Source organism: Gayadomonas joobiniege G7, assembly GCF_000300815.1.
GTDB lineage: Bacteria > Pseudomonadota > Gammaproteobacteria > Enterobacterales > Alteromonadaceae > Catenovulum > Catenovulum joobiniege.
Genome location: NZ_AMRX01000006.1, coordinates 316,518 through 337,454, shown reverse-complemented (window position 1 = coordinate 337,454; position 20,937 = coordinate 316,518). Strand labels below are relative to the sequence as shown.

The 20,937-nt window shown below is 41.4% G+C and carries 19 protein-coding genes; 8 read left to right on the top strand and 11 right to left on the bottom strand.

The genetic code is table 11. The features are described from left to right. The first annotated feature begins 5 nt into the window (after nt 1–5). The 5 genes from hisB to hisIE are packed head-to-tail and all read left to right on the top strand — an operon-like array spanning nt 6 to nt 3,775. Nucleotides 6–1,076 carry a bifunctional histidinol-phosphatase/imidazoleglycerol-phosphate dehydratase HisB gene (gene hisB / locus C727_RS0108780; RefSeq protein WP_017445260.1) on the top strand — a complete coding sequence of 357 codons (1,071 nt, stop codon included), beginning with the start codon at nt 6–8 and terminating at the stop codon, nt 1,074–1,076. Next, complete coding sequence (hisH, locus tag C727_RS0108775) at nt 1,076–1,669, top strand: imidazole glycerol phosphate synthase subunit HisH (RefSeq protein WP_017445259.1); 594 nt, start codon at nt 1,076–1,078, stop codon at nt 1,667–1,669. Before hisB ends, hisH begins: the two co-directional genes overlap by 1 nt. Beyond that, nucleotides 1,666–2,403, top strand: a complete 738-nt coding sequence (gene hisA, locus C727_RS0108770; RefSeq protein ID WP_017445258.1) for a 1-(5-phosphoribosyl)-5-[(5-phosphoribosylamino)methylideneamino]imidazole-4-carboxamide isomerase — start codon at nt 1,666–1,668, stop codon at nt 2,401–2,403. The genes hisH and hisA overlap by 4 nt, the downstream gene beginning before the upstream one ends. Next, nucleotides 2,385–3,161, top strand: coding sequence for an imidazole glycerol phosphate synthase subunit HisF (gene hisF / locus C727_RS0108765; protein ID WP_017445257.1), 777 nt, complete (start codon nt 2,385–2,387; stop codon nt 3,159–3,161). Before hisA ends, hisF begins: the two co-directional genes overlap by 19 nt. Next, complete coding sequence (gene hisIE, locus C727_RS0108760; protein WP_017445256.1) at nt 3,155–3,775, top strand: bifunctional phosphoribosyl-AMP cyclohydrolase/phosphoribosyl-ATP diphosphatase HisIE; 621 nt, start codon at nt 3,155–3,157, stop codon at nt 3,773–3,775. The genes hisF and hisIE overlap by 7 nt, the downstream gene beginning before the upstream one ends. Before the next feature lie 79 nt (nt 3,776–3,854). On the opposite strand, the gene C727_RS0108755 is transcribed toward hisIE, so the two are convergent. The 3 genes from C727_RS0108755 to C727_RS19980 all read right to left on the bottom strand — a co-directional run bounded on the left by C727_RS0108755 (nt 3,855) and on the right by C727_RS19980 (nt 8,164). Next, entirely contained in the window at nt 3,855–6,566 is a 2,712-nt protein-coding gene (locus C727_RS0108755) for a chondroitinase-B domain-containing protein (RefSeq protein WP_017445255.1), read from the bottom strand. A 676-nt stretch (nt 6,567–7,242) separates the two neighbouring features. After that, on the bottom strand, nt 7,243–7,917 hold the full coding sequence (locus C727_RS0108750) for a hypothetical protein (RefSeq protein ID WP_017445254.1): 675 nt from the start codon (nt 7,915–7,917) through the stop codon (nt 7,243–7,245). Nucleotides 7,918–8,086: 169 nt separating this feature from the next. Next, nucleotides 8,087–8,164 carry a DUF6694 family lipoprotein gene (locus C727_RS19980; protein ID WP_420196321.1) on the bottom strand — a complete coding sequence of 26 codons (78 nt, stop codon included), beginning with the start codon at nt 8,162–8,164 and terminating at the stop codon, nt 8,087–8,089. Nucleotides 8,165–8,842: 678 nt separating this feature from the next. Here C727_RS19980 and sbcB point away from each other — a divergent pair. From sbcB to C727_RS0108735, 3 genes are all read left to right on the top strand, one after another. Beyond that, the gene (gene sbcB, locus C727_RS0108745) at nt 8,843–10,279 is read left to right on the top strand and encodes an exodeoxyribonuclease I (protein WP_017445253.1); all 1,437 of its coding nucleotides are present in this window, start codon (nt 8,843–8,845) and stop codon (nt 10,277–10,279) included. Between the two features lie 183 nt (nt 10,280–10,462). Next, the gene (locus tag C727_RS0108740) at nt 10,463–11,017 is read left to right on the top strand and encodes a hypothetical protein (RefSeq protein ID WP_017445252.1); all 555 of its coding nucleotides are present in this window, start codon (nt 10,463–10,465) and stop codon (nt 11,015–11,017) included. A gap of 45 nt (nt 11,018–11,062) precedes the next feature. After that, nucleotides 11,063–12,061 carry a 2-hydroxyacid dehydrogenase gene (locus C727_RS0108735; RefSeq protein ID WP_017445251.1) on the top strand — a complete coding sequence of 333 codons (999 nt, stop codon included), beginning with the start codon at nt 11,063–11,065 and terminating at the stop codon, nt 12,059–12,061. On the opposite strand, the gene pyrF is transcribed toward C727_RS0108735, so the two are convergent. From pyrF to gyrA, 8 genes are all read right to left on the bottom strand, one after another. Further along, nucleotides 12,058–12,759: an orotidine-5'-phosphate decarboxylase gene (gene pyrF, locus C727_RS0108730; protein WP_017445250.1), complete on the bottom strand. Its 702-nt coding sequence runs from the start codon at nt 12,757–12,759 to the stop codon at nt 12,058–12,060. The two genes, C727_RS0108735 and pyrF, sit on opposite strands and share 4 nt — an antisense overlap. A gap of 2 nt (nt 12,760–12,761) precedes the next feature. Next, a complete protein-coding gene (locus C727_RS0108725; protein ID WP_017445249.1) occupies nt 12,762–13,910 on the bottom strand; it encodes a hypothetical protein in 1,149 nt (382 codons plus the stop codon). After that, a complete protein-coding gene (locus C727_RS0108720) occupies nt 13,911–14,198 on the bottom strand; it encodes a lipopolysaccharide assembly protein LapA domain-containing protein (protein WP_017445248.1) in 288 nt (95 codons plus the stop codon). A 7-nt stretch (nt 14,199–14,205) separates the two neighbouring features. Then, entirely contained in the window at nt 14,206–14,496 is a 291-nt protein-coding gene (locus tag C727_RS0108715) for an integration host factor subunit beta (protein ID WP_017445247.1), read from the bottom strand. Nucleotides 14,497–14,598: 102 nt separating this feature from the next. Continuing rightward, nucleotides 14,599–16,272, bottom strand: a complete 1,674-nt coding sequence (gene rpsA, locus C727_RS0108710) for a 30S ribosomal protein S1 (RefSeq protein WP_017445246.1) — start codon at nt 16,270–16,272, stop codon at nt 14,599–14,601. Between the two features lie 111 nt (nt 16,273–16,383). Next, nucleotides 16,384–17,067 carry a (d)CMP kinase gene (gene cmk, locus C727_RS0108705; protein ID WP_017445245.1) on the bottom strand — a complete coding sequence of 228 codons (684 nt, stop codon included), beginning with the start codon at nt 17,065–17,067 and terminating at the stop codon, nt 16,384–16,386. 27 nt (nt 17,068–17,094) lie between these two features. Continuing rightward, nucleotides 17,095–18,177 carry a 3-phosphoserine/phosphohydroxythreonine transaminase gene (gene serC, locus C727_RS0108700; protein ID WP_017445244.1) on the bottom strand — a complete coding sequence of 361 codons (1,083 nt, stop codon included), beginning with the start codon at nt 18,175–18,177 and terminating at the stop codon, nt 17,095–17,097. Next, on the bottom strand, nt 18,170–20,749 hold the full coding sequence (gene gyrA / locus C727_RS0108695; RefSeq protein WP_017445243.1) for a DNA topoisomerase (ATP-hydrolyzing) subunit A: 2,580 nt from the start codon (nt 20,747–20,749) through the stop codon (nt 18,170–18,172). Before gyrA ends, serC begins: the two co-directional genes overlap by 8 nt. Nucleotides 20,750–20,937 lie beyond the last annotated feature (188 nt).

Genomic DNA, 20,937 nt, shown 5'->3' with positions numbered 1-20,937 from the left:
CAAAAATGAGCAGACAAAAAATATTATTTATTGACCGAGACGGGACTTTAGTAGAAGAGCCGCCGGTTGACTATCAACTTGACTCGTTAGAAAAATTAGTTTTTGAACAAAACGTAGTCCCTGCCTTGCTGACTTTACAGCAGCACGGTTATAAACTTGTAATGGTCACTAACCAGGACGGCTTAGGTACAGACAGCTTTCCACAAGCGGATTTTGAATTAGCACACAATAAAATGATGCAAGTATTTAACTCGCAAGGCGTTATTTTTGACGATGTATTAATTTGCCCGCATTTTCCAGCTGATGACTGCAGTTGCCGCAAACCTAAATTAGGTTTGGTGAGTGAATACCTGCAGCAAGGTAAAGTCGACTTTGCCCATTCTTATGTCATTGGTGACCGCGAAACCGATATGCAGCTTGCCGCCAATATGGGTATTAGAGGTTTCCGTTACGGTCAACCCGGTATCGATTGGGCACATATTGTTGAAGCATTGACAGTGCAGGCTCGCTCAGCGAACATTCAGCGCGATACCAGCGAAACTCAAATTTCTGTGGAAGTTAATTTAGACAAAAAGCAAAAAGCCGACATCAGTACTGGCATCGGCTTTTTTGACCATATGTTAGATCAAATCTCAACACATGGTGGCTTTTATATGAACATTAAAGTTAATGGTGATTTACATATAGATGATCATCACAGCGTTGAGGATACCGCATTAGCACTAGGTATGGCTTTAAAAGAGGCACTTGGCAACAAACGCGGAATTGGACGCTTTGGCTTTAGTCTGCCGATGGATGAATGCCTTGCCCAATGTGTGATGGATATTTCAGGCCGACCTTATTGCAAAATAAAAGCCGATTTTAATACAGAAAAAGTGGGTGAAATGGCCACCGAAATGGTACCTCATTTTTTCCGTTCATTAACAGATGCTATGGGTATCACACTGCACCTCTCAACAGATGGGGATAACGATCATCACAAAGTTGAGAGTTTATTTAAAGTCTTTGGCCGCGCGCTGCGCCAGGCGATTAAAGTTGAAGGCTCAGAATTACCAAGCAGTAAAGGGGTTTTATAATGAAGATTGTCATTATAAACACTGAATGTGCCAATATGGCTTCGCTTAAATTTGGTATTGAACGATTAGGCTACCAAGTGACAGTCACTGACGACCCTACGGTTATCAAAGCCGCGGATAAAGTCTTTTTACCGGGTGTTGGCGCCGCTGGTGCAGCCATGCAAATTATTCGAAAAAAAGGCATCCCAGAGTTAGTTGAAACACTCACTCAGCCAGTACTTGGCATTTGTTTAGGCATGCAACTAATGACTAGCCATTCGCAAGAAGGTGATGTTGAATGTTTAAATTTAATCCCTGGCAAAGTTGAGCCTCTGTTAGCGGAAGGTCTTCGTGTACCTCATATGGGTTGGAATACCCTAAGCAAAATTTCAGATAGCCCGCTTTTTGCCGGCATTACTGAAAAAGATTATTTTTATTTTGTACATAGCTATTGTGTTGCCCCTTCAGCTCATACTCTAGCCGGTTGTGAATACGGTCAGTTATTTTCGGCAAGCATTCAGCACAAAAACTTCTTTGGGGTACAATTTCACCCCGAGCGCTCTGGTGTATCCGGAGCCAAAATAATTAAAAATTTCTTGGAGATGCCGACATGATCATTCCAGCTATTGATTTAATTGATGGTAAAGTTGTTCGTTTATATCAGGGCGACTATGCCCAAAAAACAGAATACACCTACGACCCGATCGACGTAGTGAAAAAATACGCTAACGGTGGAGCTAAATGGCTGCACATTGTTGATTTAACAGGTGCAAAAGATGTAGAAAAACGCCAGTTAGAATTAATAAAAAGCATGGTAGATACCGGCTTAATGCGCTTTCAAGCAGGCGGTGGTATACGCCGTAAAAAAGACGTTGAACAGTTATTAGAAGCCGGTGTCGAACGGGTTGTGATTGGCTCGTTGGCGGTTAAACAACCAGAATTAGTTAAAAACTGGATTGATACCTATGGTCCAAACGCCATTGTATTAGCACTCGACATTAATATTAATGCGAATGGCGACAAAATGATTGCAACTCACGGCTGGCAAGAAGACTCTGGGGTTAAATTAGAAGACCTATTGGCGGATTTTGCACAAGTGGGTGTACGACATGTATTATGTACAGACATCAGTAAAGACGGTACCTTAAAAGGTTCTAACGTTGAGCTTTACAGCGAGTTAGTTAAAGCCTTTCCTAATATTCATTGGCAAGCTTCAGGTGGCATAGGTCAATTAACTGATATTAGCGATTTAAAACCTGCCAAAGTCAGTGGTGTTATCTTGGGACGCGCATTATTAGAAGGTAAATTCACCATTGAGGAGGCGATTGCATGTTGGCAAGACGCATAATTCCTTGTTTGGATGTTCGTGATGGTAAGGTGGTGAAAGGGGTTAAATTCCGTAACCATGAAATTATTGGGGATATAGTTCCACTCGCTGAAAAATACGCCCAAATGGGTGCCGATGAATTGGTATTTTACGATATCACGGCTTCGAGCGATAGCCGAGTGGTTGATAAAGCTTGGGTTAGCCGAATTGCCGAAAAAATCGACATTCCATTTTGTGTTGCAGGCGGTATAAAAACCGTAGAAGATGCACAGAAGATCCTTGAAATGGGTGCCGACAAAATTTCGATCAACTCACCTGCTTTGGCAAATCCAGAGCTAATTAAAGCGCTAAATGTCCGCTTTGGGCAGCAATGTGTCGTGGTTGGCATTGACTCATTTTACAACAAAGACAGCGGACAATACGAAGTTTATCAGTTTACTGGGGATGAAAAACGCACGCAAAAAACGGCATGGACCACGCTTGAATGGGTTAAAAAAGTCCAACAAATGGGCGCTGGCGAAATTGTTTTAAACTGTATGAACCAAGATGGTGTTCGTCAAGGTTATGATCTAGAGCAACTAAAATTAGTCCGCCAAGTTTGTAAAGTACCTCTGATTGCCTCTGGTGGTGCCGGTGAGATTGAACACTTTACCCGTGTGTTTAAAGAAGCCGATGTTGACGGAGCGTTAGCAGCCAGTGTATTTCATAAGTCTGTCATTGCTATGGATGAACTTAAAAATACGCTTATTAACCAAAATGTGGAGATCAGACCTTGTTAGTTACTGAACAAAATTATCAATCACTGGCGTGGGAAAAAGGCGACGGTTTATTACCGCTTATTGTACAAGACTCAATGTCTGGCAAAATTTTAATGCAAGGTTATGCAAACCAAGCCGCATTAGAAAAAACCTTTGCAAGCCAGTTGGTCACTTTTTATAGCCGCAGTAAAGACAGATTGTGGACTAAAGGGGAAGAGTCTGGCAATCATTTACAGCTTGTTGAATTATCGACCGATTGTGATAAAGACAGCTTAATCGCATTAGCGGATCCTAAAGGCCCTACCTGCCATTTAGGCACAGAAACTTGCTGGGATAAAGACGCTCAGCCTGAAATTAGCTTTTTAACTGATCTTGAACGTTTAATTGCCAGCCGCAAAGGTGCAGATGCAGATTCAAGTTACACTGCTCGTTTGTACGCAAAAGGTGTAAAACGCATCTCTCAAAAAGTTGGTGAGGAAGGTGTAGAAGTCGCGCTGGCCGCTACAGCAGGCGATAAAGAAGAATTAGTCAATGAATCGGCCGATCTTTTATATCATTTAACTGTGTTATTACAGTCGATGGATCTAGAATTAAAAGACGTGATCCAGATTTTAAAGCAGCGTCATCAAAAATAAGGTGATGGCCTGCACAGCAACCACATGCATAAAAAAAGCGCACAAATTGTGCGCTTTTTTCTATCAGGCGTTATACCCATTATTTTTCACTAGCAACCAAACGAATACTATCAAAAAACGCCGTACTGCCGGCCGCTGGAGTACCCTGATAGCTCAATGAAAACTCATCAATTCTTATTTCATCCCCAGTTGTGCTCTGATATTCGGCAAAAATAGTCACTTGCTCATGATCGCCCGAGTTAAAACTTAAACTATCTTGACGAAAGCTATCTTCCCCTTCTGGTGCATCTGATAAATTAGCGTACTGAGAGACTTTTTCGGCCAGTACGTTTGCGTCTTTTAATAATACATCCGTATCACTGCCATCGACTGCTTCGCTAAAAATACCAAAACGTACATCAGATCCCGAATGAGAACTTTTTAACAGGTTGTACATAGATAAGGTGTAGTCGGTGTTTTTTTCAACTGTGACGGTTTGTGCTATATAAGGATCATAAGGAACGCCAGTATCAGAATCATTATATTTAAACTTAATTGAACCATCGGTTGAACTCGATGAGTTAGATGAATCCTGGACCTGACCTATCCCTGAGCCTTCAACAACAACCCAATCTAGCTGCGCATCATCAAAGTTAGCATTTTTAATCGATGCCTGATTTAAAACTTGATCGTCTAAACTTAAAATAATGGTTGCGCTTGTCTGTGCTTGCGAGTTAAAAGTGACAGATTCAAAACCATAAGTGGAACGACTGGTATCGGTTGAATAGACTTGTCCCCCAACCTCGACACTAAGCTTGCCATAACCTTTTACAAAAGCCGACAACGTATACTGAGTATTTGTCTCAATATTTACCGTTTGTTTAAGCTGCGCATTTACATTATCAAGCTTTGCACTGATACCCCGTGAAAAAACTTCATTTGGCGCTGTTGTGATTAAAGCTCCGTTATTTTGCCAACCAGTAAAATCGCCACTATCAAAATCATGATTATTGATAGTTACCTTGGAAACAAAAGGTTGCGTATCGGGAGGCGTATAACTTAATGGGCCTACCAAATCAGCCGATAAAATACCTATGTTCACCGTCTCGCTTGCACTTTGATCGGCTCCCGAAATAGGATTGCTCGGATAAGCTTGACCATCCATATCTGTTGATGGCAAAACAAAACCATTGAGATCAAAATTGCTTGCCGCGGTTAAATCAGGTGACGATTGACTCGCACGATAGAGGCCCTGTTGATCCGGTGATAGATTTAAAGGTTGGTAAAAAAAGCCTTCTACACTGGTCACACTGCTATCGTCGGTCAATGCCGAACCATATACATAATTACCTGCAAATAGGCTATTGGTTGGCTTTTTGTCAATATTTTGTATCACTGGACCAATTGCATTCGCCACTAGGTTATTCACCATATAGACGCTGTCAGCGATCTTGCTCTCGCGACCGCCAAAAAAATTAATGCTATTCACACTGTCTACAATGGTATTGTGCGCGATTAAAATATTTTCAACATCTTGATACCCATTGCTGGTTGAGCCATTTGACGACGTAATTACAATACCGCCATTCCAGTTTGAATTGGCATAGCGAGCACCGGCAACATAGTTGTTTGTAATAGTATGATTTGCGTCGACCACACGAATACCACCAGAAAACGGGTAATCATCAGACAGAATAAAATTATTATGAATAGTTGCGAACTCCCCATGGCGTGTCACGATCGAACCCGCACTATCACGAATGGTATTATAAGCAATGGTATTGTGGCCAGATTTGTTTGAGATAACCTCGGCTTCACCTTGTATCCGAGTAAAATAGTTATATTCTACTCGAGTATAAGAATCACCGGTGTGCGAATCACTGGTGCCTATGCGGATTGCTTCGTATTCGTTGTCACTGCTATCAGGATACGCTTTTCCATCTGCCGGTGGCCGATCACCAAAATAGTTATGATCAATGACTGCCCTATCCACTTCAAAGGTATCATCCACGGTCACGCCGTCGGCGACATAACGATCTATCGCTAATAATGCACCTTTTGTTGTTTTACCAGAAAACCAATTGTGGTCAATCCGATTGTTAGCACCATAGATATATATCCACTTAGTTGAATCATCAATACCTTGATCCATATTGATCACTGAGTTTTCGGTAATACGGCAGTAATTACAAGGTACTGAGCTATTTCCACGCGTTTGAATAATGGTATTATCCATAGTGCCATCTTTAAAAATGAAGCCTTGTAAAACAACATATTCGCCACTCATATTAATACTGACTTCGCCAGAAACTACGACGTCTCCCGGTGATTCAGCCGCTACCGTAATGGGTTTATCTGACGTACCAGTTCCACCAAACCCGAGCTCTAACCCGCTATAGGTTCCTGCCGCCAAACAAAATGTAGCGCCTGGTGTCATTTGGTAATTAACCGCCTCTTCTAGCGCGCTGGCCGAGTCAAAAGTTTGAGTACAATTTATCTCGGGCACCGAATCATTTGGCCCAATTTGACCTTTAACCAGCCCAGGTTGCGGCGTTGGCGTTGGTGTTGGCGTTGGTGTCGGCGTTGGTGTTGGTGTCGGCGTTGGTGTTGGTGTCGGCGTTGGAGTTGGTGTTGGTGTTGGCGTTGGCGTTGGTGTTGGCGTTGGTGTCGGCGTTGGTGTTGGCGTTGGCGTTGGCGTTGGTGTTGGCGTTGGTGTTGGCGTTGGTGTTGGCGTTGGGTCTAAATCAATTTCGGCTGAACAACTGATAGTGCCAGTTAATAATATCAAAGCCACAGTGGATTTCATTTTCATAAACAAAACTTCCCTCTTGTTAATTTAAGTGCTCGTTTACATAGCTAGGTTGAAAATCCGCTTAATTGTTACACCAAAACAACAATTGATCAAACAAATAACAAAACAAAATAACATTTATTTACTTACCAAAATTACAAAACCAACCTCAATAATTAGTTTAAATAAAAGAAAAATGGTCAGACCAAAATAAAGCTGAGTTCACTGAGATATTTTTGATAAATAAAATTTCGATGCGGTTGATGTTGGTATGGTAAATAGGCACAAGCTAGAAAAAGATAGTTATTACCTAGATACCGAATTATTTAATTTGTTTGCAAACTAAGCAGCAACTCAATTAGCAAGCAAATAACAGGAACAATATGAGTACTCAAGATCTGATCAACAAACTTTGCATCCTATGTATTCATAACGCACATCATATAGAATTAAAGCGAAAATCGAGGAAGGCAATACGCTCTAAAAATTGACCATGGTGACCACTTAGGTTGAAACTGTCTCAGCCCAATGCGTGATATGAAAGTGTTCACGATAAAACCGGTACGAGTGATCACTATTACTGGATAGTCCCCTGTGCAACTTTTAGAATTTAAACTCGGTCTGACTCTTAAAGCGATGCCTTACGATTTAGAAACGGATGAGTGTTTGATCGAACAAGCACTTTGTTTACTTTAAACTAGCCACGCCAAAGGCTTTTTAACCATTTAACACATTCATAATCTAATTGAGCATGAACCAAGAGTATTTCTAAAATGATAAATGCGCACACAATGCTCATGGCTCCAATTAAACTAATGTATCTGAGTTTCTCATTCCCTGTATGAAATGGATCAGGTTTATTATTTTTTATAAATTTTGAGGTTAAACTCCAACCATCCTTTGGAGTTTCTTTTTCATCTGGATAGCTGGTGGGGCCAACTAGCCATTCACCATTTTTTCGCTCTGCAGCTTGAAAAAACCTTTCTATACTTATACGCATAGTTCGCTGCCATATCAGAGACTTTTTTAAATGTTGAAGATTTAACAACCCAATCCAACTAATCCCTAAAACCACTAAGCAGAGAAATATTGCAGCTATCAAGCTAAAGTTAGAGTAAGAAACAGCAACTTGCCTCACGCCTAGCATAGCCGCGACTGCCAGTGTTGGCATTTGCCACATCGTATTATTGATAGCGATACATTGACTTACGGCTGCATTATATAAAGCTAAGTAAGCGTCGTTTTTTTGCGCTTTGATATTTTCTGTGTTTATTTTGCTATCACCCAATACAATCTTTACTTGTTGAAGTGCTTCAACTGCATTTTCTAGGGCCTTAATCCTTTCTTCTGACGTTTTTTCTTCGTCACACATGAGAATATCTCCGTATTTAAATAAGTAAGGTTAGTTTAGCAGTCTATTTTATAAACAGCCCAAAAGTGACTGTTAAATTAAGTACACAAATTTGGCTATTAATTTTCCTCTGGCAAGCTTTCAAATATTTTTCTAGTAGACTCTTTAATTGAAGCGTCGTCAGTGATATCTAATAGGTATCAAACTTAGCTGGGCCAAAACATCCAGAAAGCGATAAAATAAGGCAGGTGATTATGATTTTATTCATGTTAAAGATCCTTCTTTGTATTGACTAGGATATGAAGTTAAGCTCCGCGAAAACAAAACCTAGTCCCTTTTTTGAACTGCGAAAATAGAACACTATTAGAAATAGTACAGCAAAAAAAGCGCGTTGAGAATACTGTAAACAAGACTAAGATTTTGTTAATTAATTTTTCTAGGTTTGCCCAAGCTATCTCTAAATGTATCCTTACGCGCGACGCAAAACATGCATCCAGATTGCTTTTTTGGAGACAATGTCTTCATATCAGGGAGCAACTCCATCCATAACTAATTTCCGGAGATGTAAGAGTTTCTCGTGCGCTTGAGCTTGAGATAACAACAATTTTGGATAACTCGACCTATGGTGTACCGAGCAGGGTTGCCGCTAATCAGATATCTGTATTGAAATGATATCCTTCCTTGCTTTGCGATGCGCACTGGCATACCATCACGATCAGATTTTACTTGGACAGGATCTGACGGTTTATTTACTAAACGTTTTAACTTTAAATCAGTTAAGGCCATTGCACAAAATACACAGAGTTGGGAATCGTTATACACACTATCACACACGAGTTACCCCGCTCCCCAATGAATCAATATAAATAAACGCGAAAGAAAATAAACGAAAACGCACATCTAAACACCTGTTTGGTAGGTGCTTTTTGAATAAAAGCGAATACATATGACCGACAATAAAACACAAACAATTCTCTGGCACGATTATGAAACCTGGGGCGCCGATCCAAGATATGATCGCCCTGCTCAATTTGCTGCTATCCGTACCGACTATGCGTTAAATGAAATCGCAGAGCCAGTAGAAATTTTTTGTCGTTTATCAATGGATTATTTGCCTAACCCCGAAGCTTGTTTAATCACAGGGTTAACACCACAACTAGTCAATAAAAAAGGCAAAAACGAACACGAATTTATGCGTGCCGTGTTAGCCGAAATGTCGCAGCCAGAAACCTGTGTGGCGGGTTATAACTCGATCCGTTTTGATGATGAAGTCACTCGCTACAGCGCATTTAGAAACTTTTTTAACCCGTATGCGCGTGAATGGCAAAACGGCAATTCCCGATGGGACATTATCGATCTGGTCCGTACTTGTTATGCACTTCGCCCCGACGGGATCGTTTGGCCCAAAAAAGACGATGGTAGCCCTAGTTTTAAGCTAGAAGATTTAGCACAAGCGAATGGTTTAACGCACGAAAATGCGCACGATGCCGTGAGTGATGTTCGTGCCACCATTGCGCTTGCGAAACTGATAAAAGAAGCACAGCCAAAACTTTATGATTATGTGTTTCAATTAAAAAATAAACGCAAAGTTGCTCAGCTCATTGATATTAATAATGTAACGCCGTTAGTACATGTCTCTTCAAAATTTAAAGCCAGTCAAGGCTGCTGCAGTTGGGTTGCACCGTTAGCTTGGCATCCTAACAACCATAACGCGTTAATTGCGTTAGATCTGCAACAAGACCCAAGCATATTATTAGAGTTAGATATAGAGACGTTAATACAAAGGTTATTTACCGCAACAAAAGATTTAGCGGACGGAGAAGTCAGGCCGCCGATTAAACTCATTCATATCAATAAATGTCCAGTTTTAGCGTCTGCTAAAACTTTAAACCCAGAAAACGCCGAACGACTTGGCATAAATCGCGAGTTGTGTTTAAAACATCTAAATATTATTAAACAAAATCCAGCGATCCGTGAGCAGGCTGTCGCGATTTACCAGTCTATGTCACTACCTGAACCACTAGATGTAGATGCTAGTTTGTACCAAGGCTTTGCTAGCCCAGCAGACACAGCGTTAATGGATCAATTGCAGCAAATGTCTGCGGCAACCTTAATGGAATATAATCCTCAATTTGACGATGAGCGCTTTAATAAACTTTGGTTTAGATTTAAAGGCCGCAATTACCCTGCTCTTATGTCACCACAGGATCAAGAAACTTGGCGCAACTTTTGTGTGGATAGATTAACAGCCAGCGAGCTCCCCAATATATTAACAATAAAGCAGGTCGTAGAAAAAATTGAGCAATTAGCAAATGAGAACGCAGGGAATGAGAATAAGGTCAAAATTTTAAAAGCTTTATATGCATACACACAGAATTTATAAGGGTATTAGTTAGACAGCGCGGTTTTTGTGGACTAGTATTCAAAGCGTTAATCCGCAGTTCTGATTAGCAGAACACGGTGCTTTCTGTTCGTGCCTCCTGTAAAAACGTCTTAGCTAAAATATCCGATAAACAAAGTGGCAATTCCAGAATATATACCCAAAAAATTAAAGGATCTACTTTTGGTGGATCCGCACGGCATAAGCTTTCCTTGTGATACCGGTTGCCAGATGCGCTTTATTCGCAATAAAGTCGATCTCGGTGGTTTTTATTCATATCGCCAATGGGGTGGCGTCGAAAAAGCGATCAAAGCGGCGATTCATCGAAATGAACAACTCAAAGCGCTCTACCCGACGAGTATGATTAAGCGTGTACATAAACCCAAAGATGATACCAGTTGTGGCTTTAACGGAGTCGGTTTTCGCGAAAAGTTAGATAAAAGGCGTCAAGAAGTCGAACGCTTTTATTGGGTCAGTTACCGTAAAAACGGTAAACCTGCAGTTAAAACATTTTCGCTTGGATATGCCGATTATTCGGCTGAGTTACAATTACACGCTTATTTAACGGCCATACAATTTAGAGCCGAGTGGGATTTGTTCGGAACCGATATGTATGAAGATAAATACAAAGATTGGAAAAAATGCCGTTTATACCGCAATGGCTATCCGAGTGTGTCCTTTAACCGAGCGCGCCGTCGGCGTCGCAAAAAGCTTGATGTAAAACAAAGTGATTCAGCATAAAACTGAGTAAACTCTGTCCACTTAAATTATTTTAAGGGGCAACGAATGAAACAGGTTAATTTGGCTATATTTAGTAACAAGCCATACGACAAATTATATTTTAATCAGGCGTTAAAAAACGGGTCAAACATCTCGATAGATTATTTTTCAGAGCCGTTATCAGTTCGTACCGCGACTATGGCAAAAGGGTTTGATGCCGTATGTATTTTTGTTAATGACAAGGCTGATCACGCCTGCTTAAGTGTACTTAAACAGCTGGGTGTTAATATTGTTTTGCTGCGCTGTGCAGGCTACAACCAAATTGATCTCGCTGCAGCTAAAACGCTTGGTATACAAGTCGCTCGAGTACCTGAATATAGCCCTGAAGCTGTTGCCGAACATTGTTTGGCAATGATCTTATGTCTCAACAGAAAATTACATAAAGCATATAACCGCATTAAAGAAGACAATTTTTCTCTCCAAGGACTATTAGGTTTTAATATTTCAGGTAAAACCATAGGTGTGGTCGGCGGCGGAAAAATAGGTTTAGCTTTTGTTAAATTGCTGACAGGCTTTAACTGTAAAGTTTTGCTGACTGACCCAGAACAAAATCCACAAGCATTGGCGTACGGTGCCAGTTATGTTGATTTTTATACCCTAATCAAACATTCAGATATTATCAGTTTACACTGCCCACTAAATAATCAGACCAAACACATGTTTAATCAAAAAAACATTATGCAGTTAAAAAAAGGCGTCATGTTAGTGAATACCAGTCGTGGTGGATTGATTGAAACACAAGCTATTATCCAAGCATTAAAAAAGGGGCACATAGGATATTTTGCGATGGATGTTTATGAACAAGAATCCGAACTATTTTTTGAAGATAGATCTGAGCAGATTATCCAGGATGATTGTTTTCAGCGGTTATTAACCTTTCCAAATGTGCTTATCACCGGCCATCAGGGATTTTTTACTCACGAAGCGCTGACTCAGATCGCCAAGATCAGCCTTAACAATCTGATTCAACTAAGCCAACAAAAACCTTGTGCTAACCAGCTTTAGATGCTGGCTATTATTTCGTCAAGCGCCTGAGCTGGATTATCAGCGCCAGTAATTGGACGACCAATGACTAAATAGTCAGAGCCCGCTTTTAGCGCAGTGGCTGGTGTCATAATTCTTTTTTGGTCACCGGCATCGCTGCCTGCCGGGCGAATACCTGGGGTCACAAGTTTAAACTCAGTCCCTAATTGCGCTTTAAGGGCTTTGGCTTCTTGCGCTGAGCACACAACACCATCTAAACCCGCTGTTTGAGTTAGTTTGGCTAAATTGACGACCTGTTGCTCAGGACTCGTTTGAATGCCAATGCCCTGTAAGTCACTATGATCCATGCTGGTTAGAACAGTGACAGCAATTAATAATGGCGGGGTTTGACTATGCTCTGCAAGCATTTGTTTGGCGGTTTGCATCATTTTTAAACCACCACTTGCATGCACATTGACCATCCACACACCCAGATCAGCGGCAGCGCGGCACGCTTTTGCAGTAGTCACCGGAATATCGTGAAATTTAAGGTCTAAAAATACGTCAAAACCTTTATTAACTAATGCTTTAACAAACTCGGGCCCCATCAAAGTAAACATTTCTTTGCCTACTTTTAGGCGGCACTTTTGTGGTGATAAACAAGCAACTAAATCCATCGCTTTATTTGCATCATTATAATCAAGCGCAACTATGACTGGTGACTGACTGTTTTCTTTCAACTTTAATCTCCTGTTAACCCCGAAATAGGCTTGATACTGCCCCAATGTTTGCACCTTGGGCATTGCCAAAATAATAAGCTGCCCTGATAACCACATTGATCACATTCGTATTCGGGTAATTGTTTTAATTTTGAGCGCACCATAGCTTCAAGATCAGTCAGCATTTTTTGCCCTTGCAAAGGCGCCACGCTGCTGGCGTTTAAATTCAGCAGAGTGGCAAAACCCGACATAGTGGCGTGGCGGGACAAACACTCGAGCATTTTTTGGCGAGCAATTTCTATATTATTTTTATCTAAATAAATTTTAGCAATGGCTTCACTCAATGCGGTGCTTTGACAATCTTTATGTAGCTGCTCTAAAAAACTCAAGCGCTCATCTTGCGCAGGAAACACCTGCTCGATGCGGGCAATAAGCAGTGGCATATATTCTGGGCACTTTTTAGCGAGCTCTGCACTAAAATATTGTGCTTCTAATTGTTTATTTTTGGATGCGTAGTGGTCGATTAAATCCAAATAAGCGCGGGCACAGGTTGCTTTTATAAACAGGGCCCGCTTAAGCATTTCAACCCTTTGCTCACCTGTATGTGCAGCAGACACTTCGCATAATAAATATGCTTTTTCAGAATCAAAGTTTTCATCACCTTTGGCTTCAACTGGCTCTAACATTTCGTATGCTTGTTGCCAATCTTTAAATATTTGATAGATACGAGAAAGGAGAATACGGGCTTCGCGCTGACAATCTTGGTCTTTTAGTTGAGGTAGTAATAAATTTTCAGCTCTGTCGTACAATGCAGCATCAATATAATCACGTGCTAGTTGCATAATTGACGTGCGTCTTTGTTCTGGTGTTAGCACATCTTGTTTAGCTAAAAACTGGTGAATTTTTATTGCCCTGTCATTTTCGCCTTTTGCTCGAAACAGTTTGCCCAGCGCAATATGCGTGGTGAAGGTTTCGTTATTGACTTCGAGGTTTTCAATCAGCACATTTATCGCTTTATCTCGCTGATTGTTTAAAAATAAATTTAAACCAGATAAAAAATCCTGGTTAATTTTTTCATGCTGTTTAAGCTGGGATTGACGAAAACTGTTGCGTCCCATCACATAGCCATAATAGACAGCAACGGGCAGCAGTAGAAATAATAATTCAGGCATTTATTGGTCTTTTAACTGCAATCGAAGAAGTTCGATTTCTCGGTTTAATTTATTGATTTTTCGGTTTTTTGTTTGCAACTGAATTTTTACTTTTAGTAGATAGAACAGCCAAATAAAACTCGCCAACAAAAGCCCTGCTAATAAATAAATTGATAGTGCGACTGCCAACGGCATGCTTTGCACGGCCAGCAAATAATTTAATTCCACTTCAGTGGTATTATAAGCCGACATTAACAATAAAAATACCGAAAACAGAAATATAATAATGAGGTAAAAAGCGTTTTTCACATTAACCTCACTTGGTTAAGCTGGCGTTAACTCGTTCTCGCATTTCTTTACCGGGTTTAAAATAAGGTACATATTTACCGTCTAAATCAACTTTTTCGCCGGTTTTAGGATTGCGGCCGACACGTGGCCCTCGGTAATGTAATGAAAAACTCCCAAAACCACGAATTTCTATACGATCGCCACTCGAAAGTGAGTCAGACATATATTCAATAATTTCTTTTACACTGGCTTCAACGTCGCGCAGTTGCATTGATGGATATTTTTCAGCGATGATTTCAATTAATTCTGATTTGGTCATTGTAAATACTCCGAAAGATTAACGGGCGTTAATAAAGAGTATAACAAAAGAGAAGCAAAAGAGAGTAGCAGAACTACCCTCTTTTTTAATTAAGCAGTGAAATTATTCACCTTTTTGAGCATTTTTAAATGCTTCAGCCATTGCGTTGCTGAATACAGCTTCTTGCTGTTTGTTTACAGACTCAACCGCAGCTTTTTCTTCCGCTTCGTCTTTAGCTTTAATTGATAAGCTAACAACACGGTTTTTACGGTCAACACCCATAAACTTAGCTTCAACCTTATCGCCTTCGTTCAGCTCAGTTGTTGCATCTTCTACTCGTTCACGAGAAATGTCGCTTACACGTACATAACCTTCAACACTATCGGCTAACTCAATAGTTGCACCTTTAGCATCAACACTGGTTACTGTACCAGTCACTACTGAACCTTTTTTGTTGGTGTTCAGGTAGCTAGTAAACGGATCTTCGTCGATTTGTTTAACACCTAAAGAGATACGCTCTCTTTCTGCATCAACTTGTAATACGACAGCAGTTAACTCTTCGCCTTTTTTGTAGTTGCGAACAGCTTCTTCACCTGGTGTATTCCAAGAAATGTCAGATAAGTGAACCAGACCGTCGATGCCGCCGTCTAAGCCGATAAAGATACCAAAGTCAGTGATTGACTTGATCTTACCGCTAACTTGATCACCTTTGGCGTAGTTTTTAGCAAATTCTTCCCAAGGGTTAGCTTTACATTGCTTAAGACCCAGAGAAATACGACGACGCTCTTCGTCAATTTCAAGCACCATAACTTCAACAGAATCACCCAGGTTAACAACCTTAGAAGGATGAATGTTTTTGTTAGTCCAATCCATTTCAGAAACGTGTACAAGACCTTCAACGCCTTCTTGAATTTCAACGAAACAACCATAATCAGTCAGGTTAGTTACGCGACCTTCAATGCGAGTGCCTTCAGGGAAGCGCTCAGCTAATTCAGTCCAAGGATCGCTGCCTAATTGCTTAAGACCTAAAGAAACACGTGATTTTTCTTTATCGAACTTAAGAACTTTAACATTGATTTCGTCACCAACATTAACAATTTCGCTTGGGTGTTTAACACGCTTCCAAGCCATGTCAGTGATGTGCAGAAGACCGTCAAGACCACCTAAATCTACGAATGCACCGTAGTCAGTTAAGTTCTTAACGATACCTGTAACTTCTTGGCCTTCTTCAAGGTTAGCCAATAATTCGCTACGCTCTGCGCTGGTTTCTTGTTCGATAACTGCACGACGAGAAACAACAACGTTATTGCGTTTTTGGTCTAACTTGATAACTTTAAAGTCAAGTTCAGCGTTTTCCAGGTAAGTCGTATCACGTACTGGACGTACGTCAACTAATGAACCTGGTAAGAAAGCACGGATGCCTTCAACTTCAACAGTGAAACCGCCTTTAACTTTACCGCTGATTAAACCGGTAACCGTTTCATTGTCTTCACAAGCTTTTTCCAAACGGATCCAAGCTTCGTGGCGCTTAGCTTTTTCGCGAGAAAGAATAGTTTCACCAAAACCATCTTCAACTGCATCCAGAGCAACAGGTACAACGTCACCAATCGCTACTTCTAATTCACCTTGTGCGTTTGTGAATTGCTCTGCAGGGATTGCTGATTCAGATTTCAGACCCGCGTCTACCAGAACAACGTCTTTCTGGATATCAACAACAGTACCTTCAACGATGGCACCAGGACGGGTTTCTAATTCATTTAAGCTTTCTTCGAAAAGCTGTGCAAAACTTTCGGTCATATATAAAGTTTTCTTTAAATAATAATCCGGATCACTTCCAGTTAACCCAGGGTTGTTAAAAATAGCGCACCATCCTTAGTTTGCTGGCCAAAACCAACGCCAAAAAGCAGGCTATTTTTCCAGTTTTTCCTGCATAAAGGAAAAAACTCGATCAACTACCTGCTCTATTGTCATTGATGTTGAATCAATCAATAATGCATCTTCAGCCGGCAACAAAGGCGCAACGCTGCGATTTGCATCACGTTCATCACGTGCTTGGATATCGGCTAAAAGGTGCTCAATTTTAACGCTTGGGTCTGTGTCTTTCAACTGTAGATAACGTCTTTTTGCACGTTCTTCGGCCGATGCGGTTAAAAAAACCTTAATTTCAGCACCAGGAAAGACAACAGTGCCCATGTCGCGACCATCCGCCACTAAGCCAGGCGCTTCTCGAAACGCTCGTTGGCGTCGTAAAAGTGCTTCTCGTACCCGAGGTAAAGAGGCAACTTTTGAAGCAACCGCGCCGACTTTTTCGTTGCGTATTGACGAAGATACATCTTCTCCTTCTAAAATAACGCGTGTTTCCCCCGTTTCTCCGGCATCAAAATGCACATCTAAACAGGTTGCTAACGGCGCGACGGATTCTTCGTCTTCTGGGTTAATATCATGATGAACTACGGCTAATGCTAAAACACGATAAATGGCACCACTATCCAAAAAGTGCCAGCCTAGTTTTTCTGCTACCAGTTTACTGATCGTGCCTTTACCCGCTCCGCTTGGTCCATCTATCGTAATGACAGGTGCATTTTCCGACATCCTATACCTCTGTGTTTGGTTTAGTCTTTAACCGTTTTTAACGGCAAAAGTTTGCATAAATTCAATCAGGGCATCAACACCTTCAACTGGCATTGCATTATAAATGCTCGCTCGCATACCACCGACCGAACGGTGCCCCTTTAAAGCCAATAAACCTGCAGCTTCTGATTGCTGTAAAAACAAGCTGTTTAAAGCATCGTCTTTAAGCATAAAAGGCACGTTCATACGTGAGCGATAACGAGTTTCAACCTGATTATGATAAAATTCGCTATTATCTATATAGCTATACAATTTTTCGGCTTTTAACTTGTTTTGGGCTTCCATCGCACTTATGCCACCATTTGTTTTTAACCACTTAAACACTAAACCGGCTAAATACCAGGCATAAGTTGGTGGTGTATTGTACATAGAGTCAGCTTTTGCCTGTATTTGATAATCATAGATAGACGGCGTCGCTTGACGCGCTTTACCCATTAAATCTTTCCGCACAATAGCAATCGCTAAACCAGATGGGCCAATGTTTTTTTGCGCACCAGCATAAATAATACCAAATTTATTCACATCGATTTCACGTGATAAAATACACGATGACATATCCGCGACTAATGGCTTGTCAGTCTGTGGAATATAATCAAACTCTAACCCATCGACGGTTTCATTTGGACAATAATGTACATACGCTGCATCTTTGCTCAATTGCCATTGCTCAAATGGCGTAATTGATCGTTTACCATCTTCGCTATAATAATCAGCGGCTAAATTCGCTTGACCATATTTTTGTGCTTCTGCCAGCGCAGATTTAGACCAGGAACCATTGACGACATAATCAGCTTGCCCGCCTTCTGGTAAAATATTTAAAGGCACAGCCGCAAACTGACCACGACCACCACCGTGCATGAATAACACAGCGTACTCATCAGAAATGTTCATCAAATCACGCAAGGCTTGCTCTGCTTCTTGGGCTACTTGGATATAATCAGCACCACGGTGACTCATTTCCATAATAGAACAGCCTTTACCGTGCCAGTTTACATACTCTTGCTGCGCTTGCTGCATAACATCTGCGGGCAACATGGCTGGGCCCGCACAAAAATTAAATACTTTACTCATCTGTATTCTCTGTATTTTCTGATACTTCTTCTACTGGCAGGTCATCTTCGATTTCTTCGATACGCGCCAAACCGACAACCAGTTCATTTTCACCGGTGCGAATTAAACGAACGCCCTGGGTATTACGGCCAACTGACGACACTTCACTTACACGGGTACGCACTAAGGTACCTTTATTTGAGATCAGCATTATCTGGTCACTATCGTTCACCTGAACGGCACCGACAACAGCCCCATTTCGTTCACTTACTTTTATGGATACCACGCCCATAGTGGCACGGCTTTTTGCTGGATATTCTTCCAGCGGCGTACGTTTACCGTACCCATTTTCTGTCACTGTTAAGATGGCACCTTCGGTTTGTGGCACTATCATAGAAACAATATTTTGCGAATCTTCTAGTTTCATACCCCGTACACCGGTCGCGGTTCGACCCATTGCACGAACTTGTTGCTCGTTAAAACGAACCACTTTTCCAGCATCCGAAAACAACATAATATCACTGCTGCCACAAGTGATATTTACGCCAATGACATGGTCGCCTTCGTTAAGATTAAGCGCAATAATCCCGTTAGCACGAGGACGTGAGTATTCTGTAAGGGCCGTCTTTTTCACTGTACCTTTAGCGGTCGCCATGATGACAAATTTGTCTTCTTCGTATTCACGAACTGGTAAAATCGCGCTGATACGTTCGCCTTCTTCTAATGGCAGCAAGTTAACGATAGGTCGGCCACGGGCAGTTCGGCTGGCTAAAGGCAATTGATAAACCTTCAACCAATATAAACGACCTAAGTCAGAAAAACATAAAATAGTATCATGGGTATTGGCGACTAATAATTTTTCGATAAAATCATCATCTTTCATGCGCGTAGCCGCTTTACCTTTACCACCTCGTCGCTGCGCTTCATACTCGGTTAACGGCTGATACTTAACATAACCTTCGTGCGAAAGGGTGACCACAACATCTTCTTCGGCAATTAAATCTTCCATATTGATGTCGTGTGCAGCCGCTGTAATTTCAGTGCGACGCTCATCACCAAATTCTTCTTTAATCGCCAGCAACTCATCACGGATGACTTCCATTAAACGGACTGCGCTGGATAAAATATGCAATAGCTCTGCAATTTCATCTAACAAGGCTTTGTATTCATCTAGGATTTTTTCATGCTCTAAACCTGTCAGTTTATGCAATCGTAAATCCAAAATAGCTTGCGCCTGTTGTTCGGTCAGATGGTAATGTTCGCCTTTAACACCATAAGCATCCTCAAGCCACTCTGGACGGGCAGCATGAGTGCCGGCACGCTCCAACATCTCGGCAACATCGCCCAATAACCATGGGGTTTCGACCAAGCCTTTTTTAGCATCTGCAGGCGAAGCTGAGCGTTTAATCAGTTCAATGACAGGATCTATATTAGCCAGTGCTATGGCTAAACCTTCTAATACGTGGGCACGCTCACGCGCTTTACGCAATTCAAAAATCGTCCGGCGGGTAACCACTTCTCGGCGGTGGTTTAAAAACGCTTTCAGCATATCGCGCAGATTAAAAAGTTTTGGCTGGTTGTTTTCAAGCGCAACCATATTGATACCAAAAACCACCTGCATTTGAGTTAATGAATACAAGTGATTTAACAATACTTCGCCAGATTCACCTCGTTTTACTTCAATAACAATACGCATGCCTTCTTTATCTGATTCGTCGCGCAGTGCCGAAATAGAATCAATACGCTTTTCTTTGACCAATTCGGCCATCTTTTCAATTAAACGCGCTTTGTTAACCTGATAAGGAATTTCATGAACTATGATGGTCTCGCGGCCATTGTCAGCCACTTCGATTTCGGCACGGGCGCGAATATAAACTTTACCCCGACCCGTACGATAGGCTTGTTCTATTCCCGAACGACCACTGATGATACCGGCAGTCGGAAAGTCTGGCCCTGGGATATATTCAATTAATTCTTCAATGCTGATATCTGGGTTTTCAATCATCGCCAGACAGCCACCGATCACTTCGTTTAAATTGTGTGGTGGAATATTGGTCGCCATACCCACAGCAATACCCGATGAACCATTAACTAATAGGTTCGGCACACGCGTTGGCAAAACTTCCGGAATTTCTTCGGTACCATCGTAATTAGGCACAAAATCGACCGTTTGTTTTTCTAAATCGGCCAGTAAGGAATGGGCAATTTTTGCCATTCTGACTTCTGTATAACGCATGGCCGCTGGTGAATCACCATCCACTGAACCAAAGTTCCCCTGCCCGTCAACTAACATATAACGAAGTGAAAACGGCTGCGCCATACGAACAATGGTGTCGTACACGGCACTGTCACCATGCGGGTGATATTTACCTATCACGTCACCAACAATACGGGCAGATTTTTTATAGGGTTTGTTGAAGTCATTTTTGAGCTCATTCATCGCAAACAGAACACGACGGTGAACTGGCTTTAAGCCATCTCTTACATCTGGCAGCGCGCGGCCAACTATTACGCTCATTGCATAATCCAGATAAGAGTTCTTTAATTCGTCTTCGATATTAACCGGAAGGATTTCTTTCGCCAAATCGTTCATATACAGGATGGTTCCCTAGAATTTAATACTTGTTATTGCTTTCGCGTATGTGCATTTAACATTTTTTGATCCGCTATTCTAACACATTCGTGCCTGCATACCATTGAAAAAATAAGCTTTCCCTTGTTCAGGGGCAAGTAAGCTTTATAATGCAAATCAGTTCAAACAAAAAGTTTATATAGGTAGCT